This is a genomic window from Roseateles sp. P5_E8 (genome assembly GCF_054177665.1).
The window spans coordinates 1-18086 of the sequence record NZ_JBGCUM010000031.1 but is presented as its reverse complement, the minus strand read 5'-3'; the positions used below and the strand labels follow the sequence as shown (position 1 = coordinate 18086).

General features: G+C 66.3%; 14 protein-coding genes and 1 pseudogene. 7 read left to right on the top strand and 8 right to left on the bottom strand.

What is annotated here, in order from left to right:
* Positions 1-12 precede the first annotated feature (12 nt).
* Both ACXRVZ_RS17705 and ACXRVZ_RS17700 read right to left on the bottom strand, forming a co-directional pair.
* Positions 13-294: a hypothetical protein gene (locus ACXRVZ_RS17705; protein WP_457423954.1), complete on the bottom strand. Its 282-nt coding sequence runs from the start codon at positions 292-294 to the stop codon at positions 13-15.
* Positions 295-531: 237 nt separating this feature from the next.
* Positions 532-1524, bottom strand: coding sequence for a zinc-binding dehydrogenase (locus tag ACXRVZ_RS17700; protein ID WP_457423956.1), 993 nt, complete (start codon positions 1522-1524; stop codon positions 532-534).
* Positions 1525-1658: 134 nt separating this feature from the next.
* Here ACXRVZ_RS17700 and ACXRVZ_RS17695 point away from each other — a divergent pair, with 134 nt between their 5' ends.
* Both ACXRVZ_RS17695 and ACXRVZ_RS17690 read left to right on the top strand, forming a co-directional pair.
* A complete protein-coding gene (locus ACXRVZ_RS17695) occupies positions 1659-2294 on the top strand; it encodes a TetR/AcrR family transcriptional regulator (RefSeq protein ID WP_458232645.1) in 636 nt (211 codons plus the stop codon).
* A gap of 496 nt (positions 2295-2790) precedes the next feature.
* On the top strand, positions 2791-3021 hold the full coding sequence (locus tag ACXRVZ_RS17690; protein WP_457423986.1) for a hypothetical protein: 231 nt from the start codon (positions 2791-2793) through the stop codon (positions 3019-3021).
* 90 nt (positions 3022-3111) lie between these two features.
* Here ACXRVZ_RS17690 and ACXRVZ_RS17685 read toward each other — a convergent pair whose 3' ends face one another.
* The 4 genes from ACXRVZ_RS17685 to ACXRVZ_RS17670 form a co-directional block, all read right to left on the bottom strand.
* Positions 3112-3804 carry an alpha/beta hydrolase gene (locus ACXRVZ_RS17685; protein ID WP_457423960.1) on the bottom strand — a complete coding sequence of 231 codons (693 nt, stop codon included), beginning with the start codon at positions 3802-3804 and terminating at the stop codon, positions 3112-3114.
* Between the two features lie 400 nt (positions 3805-4204).
* Entirely contained in the window at positions 4205-5743 is a 1539-nt protein-coding gene (locus tag ACXRVZ_RS17680; protein ID WP_458232644.1) for a PQQ-dependent sugar dehydrogenase, read from the bottom strand.
* A 117-nt stretch (positions 5744-5860) separates the two neighbouring features.
* A complete protein-coding gene (locus tag ACXRVZ_RS17675) occupies positions 5861-6592 on the bottom strand; it encodes a hypothetical protein (protein ID WP_457423964.1) in 732 nt (243 codons plus the stop codon).
* Positions 6589-7920 (bottom strand): tetratricopeptide repeat protein, encoded by a 1332-nt coding sequence (locus tag ACXRVZ_RS17670; RefSeq protein WP_457423966.1) that lies wholly within the window; start codon positions 7918-7920, stop codon positions 6589-6591. The genes ACXRVZ_RS17675 and ACXRVZ_RS17670 overlap by 4 nt, the downstream gene beginning before the upstream one ends.
* Before the next feature lie 159 nt (positions 7921-8079).
* Between ACXRVZ_RS17670 and ACXRVZ_RS17665 the strand changes: the two genes are divergently transcribed.
* On the top strand, positions 8080-10674 hold the full coding sequence (locus ACXRVZ_RS17665) for an ATP-binding protein (RefSeq protein ID WP_457423968.1): 2595 nt from the start codon (positions 8080-8082) through the stop codon (positions 10672-10674).
* A 531-nt stretch (positions 10675-11205) separates the two neighbouring features.
* On the opposite strand, the pseudogene ACXRVZ_RS17660 reads toward ACXRVZ_RS17665, so the two are convergent.
* Together ACXRVZ_RS17660 and ACXRVZ_RS17655 are read right to left on the bottom strand one after the other, a co-directional pair.
* Positions 11206-11495: pseudogene (locus ACXRVZ_RS17660) on the bottom strand (IS3 family transposase); the annotation flags it as partial.
* Positions 11496-11734: 239 nt separating this feature from the next.
* On the bottom strand, positions 11735-13603 hold the full coding sequence (locus tag ACXRVZ_RS17655) for a S8 family serine peptidase (protein WP_458232643.1): 1869 nt from the start codon (positions 13601-13603) through the stop codon (positions 11735-11737).
* Positions 13604-13740: 137 nt separating this feature from the next.
* On the opposite strand from ACXRVZ_RS17655, the gene gspG reads away from it, so the two are divergent.
* Genes gspG through ACXRVZ_RS17635 form a run of 4 tightly spaced genes read left to right on the top strand, consistent with a single transcriptional unit; the run spans position 13741 to position 17945 of the window.
* On the top strand, positions 13741-14166 hold the full coding sequence (gene gspG / locus ACXRVZ_RS17650) for a type II secretion system major pseudopilin GspG (RefSeq protein ID WP_457423972.1): 426 nt from the start codon (positions 13741-13743) through the stop codon (positions 14164-14166).
* Positions 14167-14174: 8 nt separating this feature from the next.
* A complete protein-coding gene (locus ACXRVZ_RS17645; protein ID WP_457423974.1) occupies positions 14175-15362 on the top strand; it encodes a type II secretion system F family protein in 1188 nt (395 codons plus the stop codon).
* A complete protein-coding gene (locus tag ACXRVZ_RS17640) occupies positions 15359-16897 on the top strand; it encodes a GspE/PulE family protein (RefSeq protein WP_457423976.1) in 1539 nt (512 codons plus the stop codon). The genes ACXRVZ_RS17645 and ACXRVZ_RS17640 overlap by 4 nt, the downstream gene beginning before the upstream one ends.
* A complete protein-coding gene (locus ACXRVZ_RS17635; RefSeq protein ID WP_457423978.1) occupies positions 16878-17945 on the top strand; it encodes a hypothetical protein in 1068 nt (355 codons plus the stop codon). Before ACXRVZ_RS17640 ends, ACXRVZ_RS17635 begins: the two co-directional genes overlap by 20 nt.
* Positions 17946-18086: the final 141 nt, after the last annotated feature.

Sequence of the window (18086 nt, the reverse complement as noted above, 5' to 3'; positions counted from 1 at the left end):
CGAAGGTTGAAATTAAAGGCGAGGCGCTCGCGCGGCGGCGTTGCCATTTCCATGCCCGAGGCCGTACCAGAGCTCCAGCGCTTCACGGCGGCGGTCCATCAAGAACTTCGCGTACTGTTGCTCGCCCATCTCCCGCTTTAGGCGCGCGCACTCATCAGCGCAACGGGGTGACTCGATCGCGTCCCACACCGGCACACAACCCATGTCGATGTCTGGGTGGATCGTCAGAACCAGCCCAGAAGAATGTATCGCCTGGGCAGACGCGGCCTCATCGGCTTCGATACCGTCGTTCACGGCCGACGTCAATGCGGCAGCTAAGTGCCCGAAGCGGAAATTCGCCGAGCGCAAGAACAGGTTGAGTGGAGTCGTTCGCAGCAAGCTGCCGGAGCAACCGCTCCTGCCAAGGCCCGCCATTGAACGCGGCAGCATCACAATGACCGCGCACCTCACGCCACCTGCGCGCCTGCTTGAACGATCGCTGCAGCGTGGCGCCAACGCTCAGTCGACTCAGAACGCTTCAGACAGCCGCTGTTATGGCGTTAATGCAAGCTTTCCGACGCTTTCCCTCCGTTCCAACTTAGCGAGCGCTTCGCGAGCGTTCTCAAGGGGGTAGACGGTGGGCTCATTCGCGCGCAGTACGCCTGCAGCGATAAGTGCAAACACCTCGCGCATCACGTCGCCGAACAACTGCGGTGCCGCATGGATCAGCACGCCAATATTGAAGCCCATGACCTGGACGGGATGCTTGTAGACCAGATCCCAGTTGCTCAGGGCTGCCTGGCCGCCAGCAAGGCCAAAAACAACAACCCTGCCAGTGATCCGCTTGGACGCTGCCAAACTTTCTTCGAGGTCACGACCGCCGGTCGATTCGAGCACAAGGTCAGCCCCGCGGTTGTCCGTCAGGCGCAGCACTTCTGAAGCGATGGCGGTGCCGCGTGAGTCCAATACATGGTCAGCTCCTAACGCTCGGACGACATCGTGCTTTTGTGCCGACGCGGTCGCAATAACGGTCGCGCCGTAGTGTTTGGCGATCCGTACAGCCGCTTGTCCTGTCGCACCCGCTGCCGCATGGACAAGCACGGTTTGACCGCGGCTCACCTGACCCAGCAGTCGCAGAACTGCCACCGTCGTCGGCCAGTTGACGACCATCCCCAACGCCTGCTCGTCCCGCCAGCCGGCGGGCACCGGCACGACCCCTGCAGCGGGCAGCACCATGTATTCCGCGAACGCCCCGCCTCCCACTCCGACTACATGCGATCCGACCAGCGGGCCGGACACCCCGTCGCCGTGCGCGACGACTTCGCCTGCGGCTTCGAACCCTGCGACGTACGGCGGTTGTGGGCCGCCGCCGAACATTCCTCGGGACTGCGAGAGGTCGGCGTAGTTGACCCCTGCCGCGATCACGCGGATAAGGACTTGGCCAGGCCCAGGAACGGGGACGGCAGCATCGCGGACCAGCCGCAGATCGTCAGGACCATTCAACGATGTCTGACGCATCGCGCGCATGACGCTGGGAACACTCATGAAAAAACCTCGACTTGGTAAATTGTTTGTCAAACGACAAATAAATAGTGGCATGCTGACCTGCACGCTGTCAAGCTATAGTTTGTCGATCGATTAGTAATGGAGGCTGCATGGCCACTCGGGGGAGGCCCCGTGTGTTTGACCGGGATGAAGCGCTGCGCAATGCAATGCATCTGTTCTGGGAGCGCGGGTACGAAGGCACGTCCATGAAGGACCTGACCGATGCGATGGGAATCGCATCGGCGAGCATCTACTTTTGCTTCGGCAGCAAAGAGGCGCTGTTTCGCGAGGCCGTCGCGCTCAACAGTCAGACTCAAGGGCTCGCGCCCCGCCTGGCGTTGCAGAACGAAGCGACGGCGCACGACGCCATCCGGGCCATGCTCGAAGCCGTTGCTGATGCCATCACCGCTCCCGGTGCACCCAGCGGGTGCATGCTTGTTCTCTCCGCCCCGACCGGTGCGGTAGAGAACCATTCGGTTCGCCAGTTCCTTGCGGAGATTCGCCACGCTCAGTTTCAGCAGATCAAGGATCGGCTTGCCCGTGGGATCTCGGAAGGCGACCTAGCGCTCCAGGACACTCGCCTTGACGCTGCTGCGCGCTACTACACGACCGTGATGCATGGGCTCTCCATCCAAGCCCGCGACGGAGCCAGCCGTCAGGACCTTGCGGCCGTTATTGAGTGCGCCATGGAGGTCTGGAACTCTCTTGCCGCCGCCGGTGACGGCGCGCACGCAGCGCAAAGGCAAGTCACGCGCTGCAAGGTGGCCTGAGCGAACGTTGTGCAACCATTGAGTGACATTGACGGCCCGACGGGCTCGGACCGCTATCGCTGCACAGCATCCGCCCGCTGGTCGACAGCAGGGTGAGGCTGAAGAAGCTCTCCATGGCCGAGTTATCCCAGACCTCGCCGGCCCACAAAGCTGACCCTCGTGATGTCAGCTTCGGGCACCTTACTGCCTCACGATTGACTAGTCCGAGCGGCAGCAGCCAGCCTTGAACCGACCTCCCGTTGGCGGTTGGCAGCCATGCAGCGATTGCTGCCGGGGCGGGTTGGTCGTCTCGGAGGTCAGCTCTCGGCATGGACCTGCCAGTCCCACGGGCCTGACCCCGCAACGCTCAGATTCCGTTGGGAGGCCACTCGAATTTGATGGCCTCTGACGGCTGCGTCATGTTTGCGCCCAGGCCGTAAGTCAAAACGCCCAATGTCCGGTGCTGTTTTTTTACCGTCAAGATGGATGTTGTCGAGCAACAGCCAGGAATTCTCAGGTGGATTGGGTTCTGATCGTCTTCGTGTTAATCAAGGGTCTGGTTTTTGTCACGGGTATGTATTTCGCCATCAAGTGGCACTACGACCGAGAGACGAAGTGGGCGGACCGGCGCGCGCTACTGGGCATGGGCGCCAAGTTCGTCGCCGTGTTCGTGCTGTTGCTCCTCGTTTTGCTGATCTTGACCTTCGGGCTGGCCAAGACGCTCGGCATGGACTTGAGCCTCCCATGAAGGCCGAGAAACGCGCGCGATTGCGTGCGCATCCCGGCCGGGCCTCCTGCGCGACATGACGGATACAGAGATCTGCCGCGTCGGCCTCAACTACTCTGATAAATCCGGCTTGCCGAGGGTGGTGGCAATTTCGTCACTGAGGTCCGGCTTATCAGCAAGCAAAGCCAACATGCTGTGCGCGCTGCCTTTGAGAGCAAAGACCTGCTTTGGCTCGTTCGACTTGTCCGCGCTCACCCGGGACCAGCGCGCCAAGCGGTCACTTTCGTGGAAGACGAAGAGCTTCTTGGTTCTCGCGAGCGGAATCCCCTGGTCGTCGGGAGACGCGAGAAGGATCAGGGTGTCGAAATCACCGTCGGGCTGCGCGCTCGCGAATCGAGCCGCCAGTTCGCCACCGCGGCTGAAGCCCATCAAAGAGATCTTCTTGGCGCCGGCCTCCCTGGCATATCTGATGGTCGCCGCGAGCGGCGCCAGTCCAGGGCCGGGACCTTCAGGCCCAGCCGCCCAATCGATTGAAATCATCTTGTAGCCACGCCTGACAAGGCCCGGTGCGATCGATCTGAATAGATCCTTCCGCTGCCCGGAGCCGTGCAGCGCGATCACTGTGTGCTCACCGGTTCCTCGACCGAAGATCAATGCAGATACGGTCGTGTCGCCATTCTTGATGGCCGCCTCAACAGGTTGGGCGAGGGCATTCGCTGCGGCCGCGAGCAGGAAGGAAATCAGCAGCCACCTTGCTGCTTCATCGAACCGTCCACAAACATTTTGCAGTGTCTTCGAGGCCATCGTCGTCTTCCCTTCAAATGCCCGGGACGCGGTGATGATGCGAGTATGGTTTTATGTTGGCTGTGCAGAGCCGCCGTTTAACGGCGGCTTGCATCGTGGAGCTGTCGGCAGGCCGAAAAGTCGCCACGGGCCTCCCTTGAGCCGACACCTGCTAGGGGGTAGCGCTTCAGCATCGCCGTGCCTTCGGTGCCTTCATCCAACGTGCTGCGCGCGGGCTGCATGCAGAATCTCACGTAGTCGAAAAGCGACTCCGGGTTGCCCAGCTGAGACCCACGGTACAGGAACGAGCAGTTCGCGTTGGCTCGGTCAGACCGGTAGGGCCGAGCGCCTGGTCGGATCAGATATGCCAGTCGGTGGCGACAGGCTGGCGTGCATGGACGCTACGTCGCGGCCACGCTGCTCAGCGCACTCGGCTGATCCGGTAAATCGTGTTGTCGGTAATTGAAACGACATACAGATTGCCGTCCGGTCCTTGCTCGATGCTTGGCGTCGTTCCGAAGCCCTCTCCGATCTTTAGCGTCTCGCTCTCGCTGCCGTCGAACTTCTGCGCGCGGAAAAGGTTGTCCGCTACACGGTCGGCGAGCCTGGCGTCTGCGCTCACGTCGACGTTCAAGCGATCGGCGGTGAGGCGGATGCGATACAGGCTGCCAYCGTTGCCACCCACTTGCGCTTGGCTACGAGCCGAGCCGATCCACAGCGTGCCGTCGTAGGAAGTTCCAAGCCCGCTGCCTTTGACGAACGTTGCGCCAGATGGCCCGATTTCGTAGCGCCAGCTGAACTCCGGGTCTTTGTAGACGGCGCCTGGCAGCATGTACAAACGCGACAGAGCCCCGGTTGCGTTGTAGGCGGCACGCGTCGGCGGGTAGCGCAGCTGCTGCAGGCTGCTGCCAAACTGCGTAGTCTCTATCTGCTTCCAATCAGGTACTCGTGCGGCCGGTCCAGCGAACTGCACCCAGCCACCATTCATCCCCGGAATTACGCGGTTCAGTTCGGCATAGGCATCGTCTGCGTTCTCTGACTCCCACAGCGAACCCKCCRCTGGATCAAAGGCCATGCCAAAACCGTTGCGGTGTCCGTACGAAAAGACCTTCTGAAGGTTGCCGCCCACCTCCCCACCTATTGCAGCGCCGGTGGCAAAGAATGGGTTGTCAGCAGGCGTCGAGCCGTCGTCGTTGAGCCGCAATATGACGCCTGACAGGTGCGCGTTGTCGGGCGCTGGGCCGCCAAACGTGTCATCGGCCAGCGGGGCCGTGAGGAACGGGCCGTTCGGCAGGTTTTGCATCCAGCCGCGCCTGCCCTGATCGCCCATGAACAGGTACAGCTTGCCGTCGGGCCCAAAGCGCATCACGCCGCCGTTGTGATTGCCGTTCTCGCTAGGGTTGGCGGTGCCAGGATGCCCCGGCACATCGACGTTGTCTGTCTGGCGGGCACGCAGGCGCACGACGTTGATGTCCTGGGTAAAGCTGATGCCATTCCAGATGAAGCGGTCGACCCGATTGCCCAGCAAGGGCACCTGGCTGACGGCCGTGGTGTCTACTCCACTCGAACTCTCGGTCCATCGAACATAGGCGTATGGGGTGCCCGGAAAGTTCGGGTGCAACACCATGCTGAGCAGGCCTCGCTCGGAGCTCGAGTTCACTGCCAGATCGAGGACGGGGGACGCCTGCAAAACGCCGCCGATCACGCGCTTGACCTGACCGGACGCCTTCTCCAGCACCAGATAGTCGTTGACTGATCCAAGGAACACGATGCCGATTGGCTGTGAAATGCCGCTGCTCAGCGCTACCGTGACCTGCAGCGTCGGGTCAAGCATTGCGGCCGGGATCGCATCCGCTTGCGCCGTCAGCGGTACGGTGCAGACTGCGGCCGCGCAAACGTACGTGGACAGGGACGGCCAAATATGCGTCGCGCCGGAACGGTAGGGTGAGTGGTGCTTCATCGGACAGGTCTCCTGTGACGTGAGCGCCAATACTCGACAGAGGCGGCGCGCTTGTGAAGGACAGTCGTGCTGCACGAGCGTGCAGCGCCACGCCAGCCTAAATTCCTGAAGCGTGAGTCAGCGGCGGCGCAGCCGCGTGCCGCCCAAGGTCACCAACGCAAGAGCGGCCAACAATGCCGACGAAGGTTCCGGGAGCGCGGTTGGCGCGGCGGTTATACGGACGTCATCGACACCGAACTGAAACGGTCCGACGTTGTCCGTTTCCGCAAAGCGCAGGCGCAGCAGTTGTCCGTTCTGCTCGGCCAAAAGAGCGCTGATGTCCGACATGATGGCGAAGTAGCCCTGCATCAGAGGGCCGTTGAGCTCGGAGGCGTAGAGACTGAGCAGAATGTCTGCAGCAGCGACGCTGAATGGATCCGCCCCTGCGCGCAAGACATCGACTCGCGCCTGCTGGTTAAGGGCAGGTGTCGAGAAGTCAAGCGTGGCTGGCACAACGAAACGATCGGCGCGATTGCCGATGAACACCTGAAAGCTGAGCGCAGCACTGGAAGCCGAAGCCATGAAGTCCTGATACAGCACATGCGCGCCTGGCCCGAATGAGTCAGTCATCGCAGCGTAGGAGCCTTCTGGCGGTGCAGGCACGAGCTCGCCATTAAGGGGGCTGGCCGTGCCCGTCTGGATTTGAAACGTGCCATCGCCGCCAAGTTGATCCACGCGCGTCCATCCAGCGAACCCGTTTTCGAATCCTCCGTTGACGATGGTCGGCGCTGCACGGGCTGTGCACATCGCTCCAAGCGTCGCGAACACAGCAGCGACAAAGAGGGTGGCTGAACGTCCTTCGGTCATCATGCTTGCTTTCCTATGAAGTTCATATGGCTCACGGCCGCTGCCGCGCCACGTGGCGGAAATTGCTTCGCGCTGGCGCGTTCGTGCCCCAGCGCCTCGAACAGCCGAGTCATGCCAGCACGCCGAGCCGCCTCGATCAGGGTTTGTTCGATCACGTCCCTCTGTGCGTGGCTGCCGCCCAAGCGGTGCGCCACGTGACGCACCGGCCTCAGCAACTGGACGACCTGCTCGTAGCGGCCATCGCCGAATGCCTTGATCGCACGCGTTGCGTTCTGGCCTACCTCGAACGAGAAACCGGCGTTGTCGTCATCGCGTTCCGTGGCGCCGTTCTGGGCTTCGAGCAGCAAGTGAGCGTTCATCGTGCGTCCGGTGGCGGCGAACGCCATCATTGCGTGCATGTCGTTGAAAGCGTAGTTCGCTGCAGTTGACAGCGGCTCCCAGCGGTCCGCCAGCGCCCGCCAACGGTCGCTAACATCGATGCCGCGCAGGTGCAGGCGCCACAGCAGCGACGAGGCGTCGACCATGTCAAGCACCACGCTGGACGCAGCGCCGCAGATGGGACCGTCGATAAGCGCCAGCACTTCGTCAATCTGGTCCAGATCGAGGTGGTACAGCGCCAGATGCCACCAGTTGTGCACGGCAATGAAACTGTTCTCGCCCCAGGCCGAGACGTTGCCACGCATCCATTCGATGCCTTCCGTTCGCCGACCCTGCATTTCCAGCACGTGGGCCACGGCATGCTGGCCCCAGCCGTCGAGCGGTTGGATCTCGACGCAGCGACGGCCCAGCGCTTCCGCACGATCGAAGCGCCCGGTCTCCTCAAGCCCGAAGGCCATCATGCCGAGCACAGCATGGAACCCCGTCGTGCCGCTGCCCCAGTGCGGCAGCGCGCGGGCGATGCGGTCGTGCAGCATCCGCGAGTCACCGCGAAAGAAGTCCATCTGGTGGCCCGCCTGGAGTGCCAGCGCGTCCAGCGGGTGGTCGATGCTGAGGTCTTCCAGCGTGCGCCCGGCGTCTGCCCAGCGCCCGCGCACCAGGTGGCCCACCGCGACCAGGTGGCCCCGCTCGCGCTCGGACATCGGCAGAGCCAGCGCGCGCCGATGCGACTCGCGCGCCACGCCCATGCCTGCGGGCTCCGTCCCGAGGAGATGCAGGTAGGCATGCAGCAGGTGGCCCATCGCCATCTCGGGGCTGGCTTGGAGCGCCGCAGTGACACCGGCGACCGGGTCGCCGATGAAGCAGCGCAGCTGATGAAGGGCTGTTTCGAAATGGTCCAGCGCAGCGGGCGTGCTGCCGCTGACCACCAGTCCCGCGGAGTCTTGAAGATTCATGACCTTCCAGAAAGTGCCGATGTCAAGGCACCCATGCTCACCGCGGAAGCCGCTTCAGGTCCTTGCCGTCGCCCTGAATTTCGCCTGAATCGCGAGGGGTGACTAGGGGGTGCCGCAGGGGTAGTCGTCCCCTGCGCTCTGTCACACTCGTCGGTCGTCATGGACGACTCCGAACTTCAATTCGGCCGCTTCAGGCTCGACCTCGCCCGCTGCGTGCTACTGCACGACGGCGCCCCCGTCCGTCTCGGTCCGCGCGCGACCGACTTGTTGCTGGTGCTGGTTCAGCGCCGTGGTGCAGTGGTCAGCAAGGCGGAACTGTTCGACCTCGTGTGGCCGGGGCTGGTCGTCGAGGAAAACAACCTGCAGCAGCACATCTCGACGCTTCGCAAGCTGTTCGGGCCGCAGGCCATCGCCACAGTGCCGGGTCGTGGCTACCTGTTCACGCTGTCGCCTGACGGCGATCCCTCGACGGGTCATGATCGCGGCCGCGACGATGCACAGGCGCGTACGATGCGAGTGCCTGCGGGCGCGCCACTCATCGGCCGGAATGCCGAGCTGTCCGAACTGCGCGAACGGGTGCTCGTGCATGCTGTCGTGACGGTCGTCGGCCCGGGCGGCATCGGCAAGACCCGGCTGGCGTTGGCGGTGGCACAGACCTGCAACGCTGACTTCGCCGACGGCGTCTACGTGGCCGACCTGTCGGTGCTGACCGACGGCGGGCAGGCGATGGCGGCGGTGGCGCAGGCGCTGGGGATCGTTTTGCCGCTCGAGCCCGCCGCGGTAGGCCGCCATGCACAGACGATTGCAGCAGCGTTGCGGGGACGCGAGCTGCTCCTGGTGCTGGACAACTGTGAGCATGTGCTCGACTCGGTAGCAGCACTCGTCGATGTTCTTCGCCAACGCGCCCTGCATGCGCGGGTCCTGGCCACGTCCCAGGAACCCTTGCATGTTGCGGACGAACAAGTCTTTCGCCTGGCTCCGCTCGATGTGCCATCGGCCATAGACCCCGCTGACGACGACGCCCGCTCAGAGGCGGCAACTCAAAGTGGGGCAGTGCAGCTGTTTGTGGCGCGCGCCCAGGCTGTAGACAGGTTTTTTTTCCTGACGCCAGATGTGCTCCCAGCCGTTGTTGACATCTGCCGGCGCGTCGACGGGCTGCCTCTGGCCATTGAACTGGCGGCAGCGCGCCTGCCTTTGCTTGGCGTGTACGGCCTCCAGCAGCGCCTGGACGAACGCCTGGGCGCTCTGGGCGCTCAACGTGGTCGCGGCCCGCCGCGCCAGCAGACGATTCGTGCGGCCCTCACGTGGAGCCACGCGCTGTTGAGCCGGGACGAGCAGATCGTCTGGCGCCGCCTGGGTGTGTTTTCAGGCGGCTTTTCGCTGGACCTGGCCCATCGCGTACTGGTCGACGCCGACCTCACGCCCGAGTCGGTGCTGGACTACCTCGGCGCACTGATCGACAAGTCGCTCGTGATGACCGAAACGGGGCACGACCCGCGCCATCCCCGTTACAGGTTGCTCGAACCGGCGCGGGTGTTCGCGCTGGCGCAGCTAGAACAGGCCGACGAGCTCGACGCTCTGCGTCTTCGCCATGCGAAGGCCCTGGGCGAGCTTTTGCACTCGTATGACGATCTGGTGGTCCACGAAAGGCGTTTCGATGTCGTGGTGGCCCGGATGGCCGCCGAGTTGGACAACCTGCGCGCGGCCATGCGGTGGCTGGCCGACCTCATCGCCCATCCGTCCGCTACTGCCACGGTGGAGCCGCACGTCGTCCGGCTTCTGGCGATCACGTTGGCTGCCTATGGGGATTGGCTGTGGAGCGAAGTGGATTCGTTCGGCGAAGGCTTGCGATTTTGCAGACTGGCGCGCGGATGCCTGGGTGACGATGTGCCCGTCGCGCTCGCCGCGCGCCTGCGCCTGGCACATCAGCTGCTGGCCAGAACGCGCTTGCGCCCGGCGGCCGAGTGGGCCATCGATGCGCCGCTGGCGCTGAAGGGGTTCCGCGAGGTCGGCGACCGGGTGGGCCTGTACCGCGCTCTGTGCGCGCTCGGTGGTGCGCCGCGCGCGGTGGTCGGCGACGACGAGTCGATTGCGCTGCTGCATGAAGCCGAGCAGTTGGAGGCGCCGGATTGGTCGCCCGTATTGCGACGCCGGCGACAGGCCGCCTTGGAGTGGTGTCACGACCAGGCGGGACGCGATGAGGCTTGCCGTGAAGCGGGCCTGCGCAGCGTGGCGCTGGCGCACCAGGCAGGCGGTGTGGGGGAGATCGCTGCGCTGGGCAATCTGGCCGATACCGAGTTTGCCCTGGGTCTTGTAGACGATGCCATCAAGTCTTGCCGGCGGGCCATTGTTGTGGCGACCGAGTTGCGTCGCCCAGAAGAAGCCTTCAACGCGTTTCAGCACATGGTGCCGGCCTTGCTCGAGCGAGGCAACCTGGCAGAGGCAGAAGCCGCAATCCGCCAGGGGCGCGATCTGCTGGTGCGCTGCCTGGGTTCGGCCAACGGCATGCTGATGCCGCTAGCCTTGCTGGCATTGAAACGAGGTGACGGCCGTCTGGCGCTGCAGTTGGTAGGTTGCGCAGATCGCGCCAGGAACGACGAAGGGCTCGACTTGCACTCACCTGAACGTCGAATTCGTGAGGCGCTTCTGGCTGGCATGCGGTCCATTCTGTCCGAGGCTCAGATCTCAACGTTTGTGGCGTCAGGCGCCCTTTGGGACGCGGATCGAGGCTTTGCGGTCGGTGGATTGGGCTGAAAGCACAAGCAAGAGATGTTGGCCAGCCTCTCGAACGTCAACCGTCAGGAGCCGCGGATGTCGGTGCCGCTTCTGGCCGGAACCTCTCACCGGGCCCTATTCCGAGATGCGGCCGCTGCGGGCAGATAGCCGCCTACCTTGGGAAGGGGCGGCCGCCGTAGGCTCCCTCAGATTTCCGAGCAGACGGAAATTTGAGAACCCGGCCGGCGGCCGCTTCTTACCGAGAGCGGGTCGGCCGCCTACAACGGCTGCTTCCGGGTACCAAGGCCGGTCGAAGCCCCTGGCCACCGTCCCTGGTTCGATGCAGCGCCGCAAATGGCAGCGTTGTGCCCATAGCGGAAACTCATCGAACCTCGGAAGGCTGACTGCGGTCGCTGATGCGGTCCAATATCAACATACCTTTCCTGGCCGCTTACCCCGGTCCTACCGAGCGACCGCTACTGCATTCCACGACCGTCTGGGACCAACTCAAAGTTGAAGCAGCCGGTGTGCCGCAAACCTGTTGTTCCACGTTGCAGCGGCCGCAGAAGGCACCCACGCTGACAGAAATGACTTCGAGGGATAGCCCGGTGGCCTGATCGTCGACGCGATGCAGCGGCCTGCTCGAGGTAGTGCTCGACGGCCCGTTCCTTCTGAGCCTGGGAAAACTTCGGCCGCCGTGCGTAGCCGGCGGGAAGGTCGTGTCGCTGCTCGTACTCGCGGTACCAGGTCTTGAGCGCGTTCTTCGTCGGATAGCCCAGTTGCCGGATGGTCGAGCCAATGTGCTTGCCCAGCTTGATGTACAGCTGCACGGCTCGAAGCCGGTCTTCGTATGAATACATCAACTACCTCCAGGTAGTCCAAGAAATCGCCTGCATCCCCGCCTGGTCAGTTTTCGGTTCGACGCCAACACGCTGCCAGGTCCCCTTGACCTACATGCCCGAGGTGCGTCTTGAGCGGCCCGACGGCGCCGCAAACGGTCCAAAAGACAGACGCGCGGCCGCTGATCAGCATCGAATCCAAGTCGCATCGCCGCGTGCCGTGCGCCGGCCGGTCCCTGAGCACGCAACTTGGCCATCAATCAGCGCGTCCCTAGATTTTTGTCTCGCCGCCGCAGACCAGCTGCCGCACCTACCAGGCCAATCAACCAGACCGGCGACGATGTTCCGCCGCCGCCGGACGCTGCCGGAGCAGGCCCTGGGGCCGGACTGGGGGTAGGGGCTGGGGCGGGCGTTGGGCTCGGCGTCGGCGCCGGTGAGGGTGCCGGCACCGGGATCGCCGTGCTGCCCTGCAGCGTGCCGCAGCGGCTCAGCGCCGTGCTCTGCAGGCCCAGCGAGCTGCGTGTCGGCGCGGTGTAGCCCGCAGGCGTCAGCGCGTACTTCACAGCCTCGGCCGCGTCCAGCAGACCGAAGCCGCCGGTCGCGCCGTTCAGGGTGCAGCGGTTTTTGTTCAGCGAGGTGCAATAGCCCAGTGCGTACGCCGTCACATGCGGCCGCGCACTGGCCTTCAGGCCGGCCTCGACCTGGGCCAAGGTCAGCGCCGGGTTGGCAGCCCACATCAGCGCGGCTGCGCCGGCCACCTGGGGCGCAGCAAAGCTGGTGCCGCTGACGGCGCCATAGCCGGCGGCCGACGGCCCTGTGGTACCGGTGTTTGTCGTCGAGACGATGCCGGTGTCGGCCAGATCGGTGTCGCAGGTGCCGCCGTTGTTGGCGTCACCGCCCGGCACGGCGAGCTGCACCTCGGTGCCGAAGTTCGAGTAGATCGCCTTGAAGCCCTGGCGGTTGGAGGCCGCCACGGCAAAGACACCCGCGCAGTTGCCTGGGCGGCCCACGCCGCCGCGCTGGTTGCCCGCCGCCGCAACGACCAGCACGCCGAGGTTGCGCAGCTCGGTGATGGCGTCGGCATACAGCCTGGCCGCGGCGGCGATGTTGAGGTCCGCATCGCTGACGCTGCAGGACGCGCCCGTCACGCCGGCAAAGCCGATGACGAGGACCTTGGCCGGCGTCGGGTTGGCCGGCGCGCCGGCCACCGACAGGCCAGCCGCCCAGCGCATGCCGTCCACCATGTCGGCGACCGAAGCGCCGCACTTGCCCGACACCCGCACCGGCAGGATGCGCGCGTTCCAGTTGATGCCCGCCACGCCGGCGGCGTTGTTCGTCACGGCACCCAATTGGCCGGCCACCAAGCTACCGTGCCAGCTGCTTTTCGGGTTGACGATGCAGCCGTCCCACAAAGCCGTGTTGCCGTTGAGTTCAGCCTGGGTCAGCGCATCGCCCGGGTCGTTGGCGCCGGCGCTGCGACCTGTGCCGCCGTTGTTGGCGTACTCGGGTTTGCTGACGAAGTTGTAGCCCGTCAGCAGGTTGGCGTTGAGGTCGGCATGCGAGGTGATGCCCGAGTCCAGCACGGCGACGACAGGCGCGGCCGAGCCCTTGGTCGTGTCCCAGGCCTTGCTGAAGTTGGCGGCACCGGCGTTGGTCGTGTCGCTCTGGTCGTCCAGCCACCACTGGGCATTCGCGGGGTCGGTGGCACGGAACAGCGTGTCGGTGGGCACGGCTGCGCGCTGCTCGCGCAGGTCCTTCATCGCGTGTGCCAGGCGGCGGTCGGCACGCAGTGTGGCCAGCCAGGCGGCGTGGCCCTTGGTGTCGGTCKGCGCCTGCAGGCGCCACCAGCCCGAGCCCAGAGGCCTGTCGGCTGTTAGCGGCAGGCCGGCATCGGCCAGCACGCGGCCGAGCTCGGTTTGCTGCGCGGCGCTGTCGCGGCTTGCGTCGGCGAGCTTGACGATCAGCGTCGTCGTTGCAGCGGAGGAGGCCATCGCTGGCTCCAGCCGCGTGGCCAGGCCCACGGCCGTGACGGCGACGCCGGCCACCGTCGCGGCGGCCACGAACTGGTTGAAACGAAAGGCCCGCGAGGCGGGGCGGGGCGGGGGGGTGAGTGCAGGCAGGGTCTTCATCGCGCCGCAACCATAGGGAGCTGCGGTGAAGGGGCCATGACATGAGCCCAAAGGACTACGGACACCGTCATTCATTCGTCATTCATGACGCGGTCACTGCGGCTTCCTAAGCTGCGCCGCCCTGACCCGTTCGGACCATGACCTCCTCACCTCGCCTTCATCACCACCGCGGCTTCACGCTGCTGGAACTGCTCGTCGTCATGGTCATCATCGGCCTGCTGGCGGGCTATGTCGGGCCGAAGTTCTTTGGCCAGATCGGCAAGAGCGAGGTCAAGGCGACCAAGGCGCAGATCGATGCGCTGCAGAAATCGCTGGATCAGTACCGCCTGGACGTGGGCCGCTACCCGAGCACCGAGCAGGGCCTGGCCGTGCTGGTGGCCAAGCCGGCCGACGAGCCCAAGTGGGCCGGGCCGTATCTGGCCAAGGCGCTGCCGAAAGACCCCTGGGGCAACGACTACCAATACCGCTCGCCGGGCGAGCACGGCGAGTACGACCTGCTGAGCTTCGGCAAGGATGGCCGCCCGGGTGGCGAGGGTGAAGACGCGGACCTCACGTCCTGGTAACCGCTGCCATGGCCGAGTTCGACGTCCGCTACCTCGATGCCCGGCGCCAGCCGGTGCAGGCGCGCGTGCAGGCGGCGGACGCGAGCGGCGTGGCGGCCGTGCTGGGCCTGTCGCCGGCTTCGCTGCTGGCGGTGCAACCGGTCGCGGGCCAGGTCTTGCCGAAGGCCCGCAGCGGCCGCTTTCCGCGCCGGCAGTTTGCGCAGCAGCTCGCCGTGCTGCTGCGCGCCGGCATCCCGCTGCTGGAGGCGCTGCAGACGCTGCAGTCGCAGGACAACCCGCCGGCCGTCAGCGCCGCGCTGGCCGGCGTCGTCGAGCGCATCCAGCGGGGCGAATCCTTCTCTGCCGCGCTGGCGTCACAGCCGCAGGCATTTGATGGGCTCTTCGTTGCGGTGGTCGAAGCCAGCGAGCGCAGCGGCCAGGTCGAGCAGGCCTTGTTCGAGCAGGCCAGCTATCTGGCCTGGGTGGAGCAGCTGCGCGGCAAGCTGGTGGCCGCGGCCATCTACCCGGCCATGCTGATCACCGCGGGCACGGCGGTCGTGCTGTTCCTGCTGGTGTTCGTCGTGCCTCGCTTCGCGGGCCTGCTGGATGGCGTGGGCGGCAACCTGCCGCTGGCGTCACGCCTCCTGATTGCTGTCGGCGCCTTCAGCGGTGCGCACCCGATGGCGCTGCTGCTGATCGCGGCTGGCCTCATCGCCCTGCCCGTGCTGGCCTGGCAGCGTGGCCTGCGCGAGGCGGTGCAGGCGCGGCTGTGGAAGCTGCCGCTGGTCGGACCGAAGCTGCATCTGCTGGCGCTGGCGCAGCTGTACCGCTGCCTGGCCATGCTGCTGCTGGCGGGCGTGCCGGTGGTGCCTGCTTTGGTCAACGCGCGCGGCGTGGCCGCTGCGCATCTGCGGGCGGCGCTGGACCGGGCGACAGAGTCCGTGAAAGTGGGCGGGCGCTTGTCGGGCTCGTTGCAACGCGAGGGCCTGACCACACCGGTGTCGCTGCGAATGCTGCGCGTGGGTGAGCACAGCGGGGAGTTGGGCGCGATGCTCGCGCAGGCAGCGGGGTTCTACGACGAGGAGCTGAGCCGCCTGTCCGACCTTGTCACCCGCCTCGTCAACCCGGCGCTGATGCTGATCATGGGTCTGGTCATCGGCACGGTCGTCGTGCTGATGTACCTGCCGATCTTTCAACTGGTGGACCAGGTGCAATGAACGCCCACGTCGACATCTCGCCCGACGTGCTGGAACGCCTGCCCGCGTCCGACGCGCCGTGGACGCTGACGTTCGAGCCCTGGCCCCACGCCGATGCCCAGCGCTGGCGCGCCGTAATGGCCACATCCGCAAGAGGCCGCCTGGCGCTGCTGGCCGACCGCCCGCTGGAGCCACTGCTGCGCCTGCGCATCGAGTCGCGGCTCAAGAAGCCGGTGCTGTGGTGGCCGTGCGAAGCGGCCGAGGTGGATGCGCTGCTGGAGGCAGGCGAGGCCGACTACCGGGCGCTCGGCTCCATGGCCGAGAGCTTTGGCGACGGCGTGCATGCCGAGGCCGCGCAGGAGCTGTCGGCGCTGAACCTCGCCGAGCAGGCCAGCCCCGTCGTGCGCCTGCTCGACGCGACGCTGTACGACGCGCTGCAGGACGGCGCCAGCGACATCCACTTCGAGTGCCAGCTGCGCGGCATGCGGATACGCAGCCGGATCGACGGCGTCATGCTGGACGTGAAGCAGATCGACGGCGTGCAGGCCGCCGAGCAGTTGGTGTCGCGCCTGAAGGTCATGGCCGAGCTGGACATCGGCGAGCGCCGGCTGCCGCAGGACGGCCGCTTCAAGCTGCGCATGCAGGGCCGCGAGGTGGACTTTCGCCTGTCCATCATGCCCAGCGTGTTCGGCGAGGACGCCGTCATCCGCGTGCTGGACCGCGCCCAGGTCGAGGCGCAAGGTGCGCTGACGCTGGATGCGCTGGGTTTCGAGCCCGAGGCGCGTGCACAGATCCGCGCGCTGGCCCGCCAGCCCCACGGCATGCTGCTCGTGACCGGCCCGACCGGCTCGGGCAAGACGACGACGCTCTACGCAGCGATCAGCGAGGTCAACACGGGGCGCGACAAGATCATCACGATCGAGGACCCGGTGGAGTACCAGCTGCCCGGCGTCGTGCAGATCCCCGTCAACGAGAAGAAAGGGCTGACGTTCGCGCGCGGCCTGCGCTCGGTGCTGCGCCACGACCCGGACCGCGTCATGGTGGGCGAGATCCGCGACGCCGAGACGGCGCAGATCGCCGTGCAGGCGGCCCTCACCGGCCACCTCGTCTTCAGCACCGTGCACGCCAACAACGCCTTTGACGTGGTGGGGCGCTTCATGCACATGGGGCTGGACCTCTACAACGTCGTCTCCGCGTTGAACGGTGTGCTCGCGCAGCGGTTGATGCGCATCAACTGCACGCACTGCCGGCAACCGCTGACAACCACGCCCGAACAACTGCGCGACCACGGCCTGCCCGAGAACGCCCAGCTGCTGCACGGCAAGGGTTGCACGCACTGCCGCGGCACCGGCTACAAGGGCCGCCGCGCGGTGAGCGAGTTGCTGTGGCTGGACGACGAGCTGCGCGACCTGATCGCCAGCCGCGCGCCACTGGGCCGTATCAAGGAGATGGCGCGTGGTCGCGGCATGCGCTCGCTGCGCGACGCGGCCGTGGCGCTGGTGCTGCGCGGCGACTCGACGCTGGAGGAGCTCGAACGTGTCACGCTCGCGGACTGACCGGCTGCTGCTCACGGCCGACGGGACGGCGGTCGACGCGCAAGGCAAGACCTGGCCCGCCTTCTCCGACTGGTGCGCGGCACATGCCGGCGCGCGCGTGGCGCTGCTGGCCGGGCCTGACCGCATGCACAGCCTGCTCGTGCCCGAGGACCTGCCCGTGGCCGACGAGACCGCCCTGCTCGGCTATGCGCGGTTGCAGTTCACGCATTACTTCGGCCCGGCGGCGCAGCAGTGGTTGCTGACGGCCTGGCCGCGCGGCGCCTGCGCCTGGGCCGACGGCGACCTGGCCGCGCTGCACACGACGGCCGCCACGCACCGCGTGCGCATCGTCTCGCTGCGGCCGAGCTGGGCTGCGGCCCCCGCCAAGGACGGCGACTGGGCTGTCATCGACGGCGGTCTGCTGACCTGGCTGCGCCGGCGCGACGGCCGCCTCGTCGAGCTGCAGGAGCGCCATGTCGACGACGAACTGCTGCGCGAGCTGCACGGCGCACACGTCGTGCATGCGAAGGACCTGCTCGCTGCGCCCGGTGGCGAGGCCGAGCCCGACTTCATCGCCCAACCCTCGCGCGCCAGGTCGCTGATATGGGTCTGGGCGGCCACGGCTGCCGCGGCCTGCGTGCTCGTCGCCCTCCAGGCGAGGAGTCAGCACGAGGAAGCCCAGCGCCTGGCCGAGCAAGCCGCCGTGCTCGACCGCATCGCCCGCCCCGCCGCTGTCACCAAGGCCAGGCCGCCCAACCCCGCCGCCCGCGGCCGCGCCTGGGCCGCAGCCCGGCAGCTCGACACCGACTGGTCCGCGCTGTGGAGCGACGTCGAACGCGCCCTGCCACCCGGCCTGCAGCTCGCGGCCATGGATCTGGATCGCCAGGCCCTGCGCCTGGAAGGCGACGCAGGCGACGCCGACGCGGTCACCCGCCTCGTCGACCGCCTGGCCATGCATGCCGCGCCGGGCGAGGAGGTGGTGCTGACGCGCCTGCAGCGCCCCGAGCCGCCGGCCGACGCGGGCCGGCTGCGCTTCGAGGTGGTGCGCCGCATGGGAGCCGCACGATGAGGCGCTGGATCATCCAAGCCCGCCGCCTCGGCTGGCCCGCCGCGGTGGCGGCCCTGCTGACGCTGGCGGCCGTCGTCGGTGCCGCTTGGCTGCCTCGCGAACAGGCGCGGCTGGACGCGCAGCGTCAGGCCGTCACCGCCC

What these genes read in the sequence shown, in the direction of transcription:
- ACXRVZ_RS17645 (WP_457423974.1), top strand. Translation starts at nt 14,175, where the DNA reads ATGGCCGAGTTCGACGTCCGCTACCTCGATGCCCGGCGCCAGCCGGTG.
- ACXRVZ_RS17670 (WP_457423966.1), bottom strand. Translation starts at nt 7,920, where the DNA reads ATGAATCTTCAAGACTCCGCGGGACTGGTGGTCAGCGGCAGCACGCCC.
- ACXRVZ_RS17640 (WP_457423976.1), top strand. Translation starts at nt 15,359, where the DNA reads ATGAACGCCCACGTCGACATCTCGCCCGACGTGCTGGAACGCCTGCCC.
- gspG (WP_457423972.1), top strand. Translation starts at nt 13,741, where the DNA reads ATGACCTCCTCACCTCGCCTTCATCACCACCGCGGCTTCACGCTGCTG.
- ACXRVZ_RS17675 (WP_457423964.1), bottom strand. Translation starts at nt 6,592, where the DNA reads ATGATGACCGAAGGACGTTCAGCCACCCTCTTTGTCGCTGCTGTGTTC.
- ACXRVZ_RS17685 (WP_457423960.1), bottom strand. Translation starts at nt 3,804, where the DNA reads ATGGCCTCGAAGACACTGCAAAATGTTTGTGGACGGTTCGATGAAGCA.
- ACXRVZ_RS17700 (WP_457423956.1), bottom strand. Translation starts at nt 1,524, where the DNA reads ATGAGTGTTCCCAGCGTCATGCGCGCGATGCGTCAGACATCGTTGAAT.
- ACXRVZ_RS17665 (WP_457423968.1), top strand. Translation starts at nt 8,080, where the DNA reads ATGGACGACTCCGAACTTCAATTCGGCCGCTTCAGGCTCGACCTCGCC.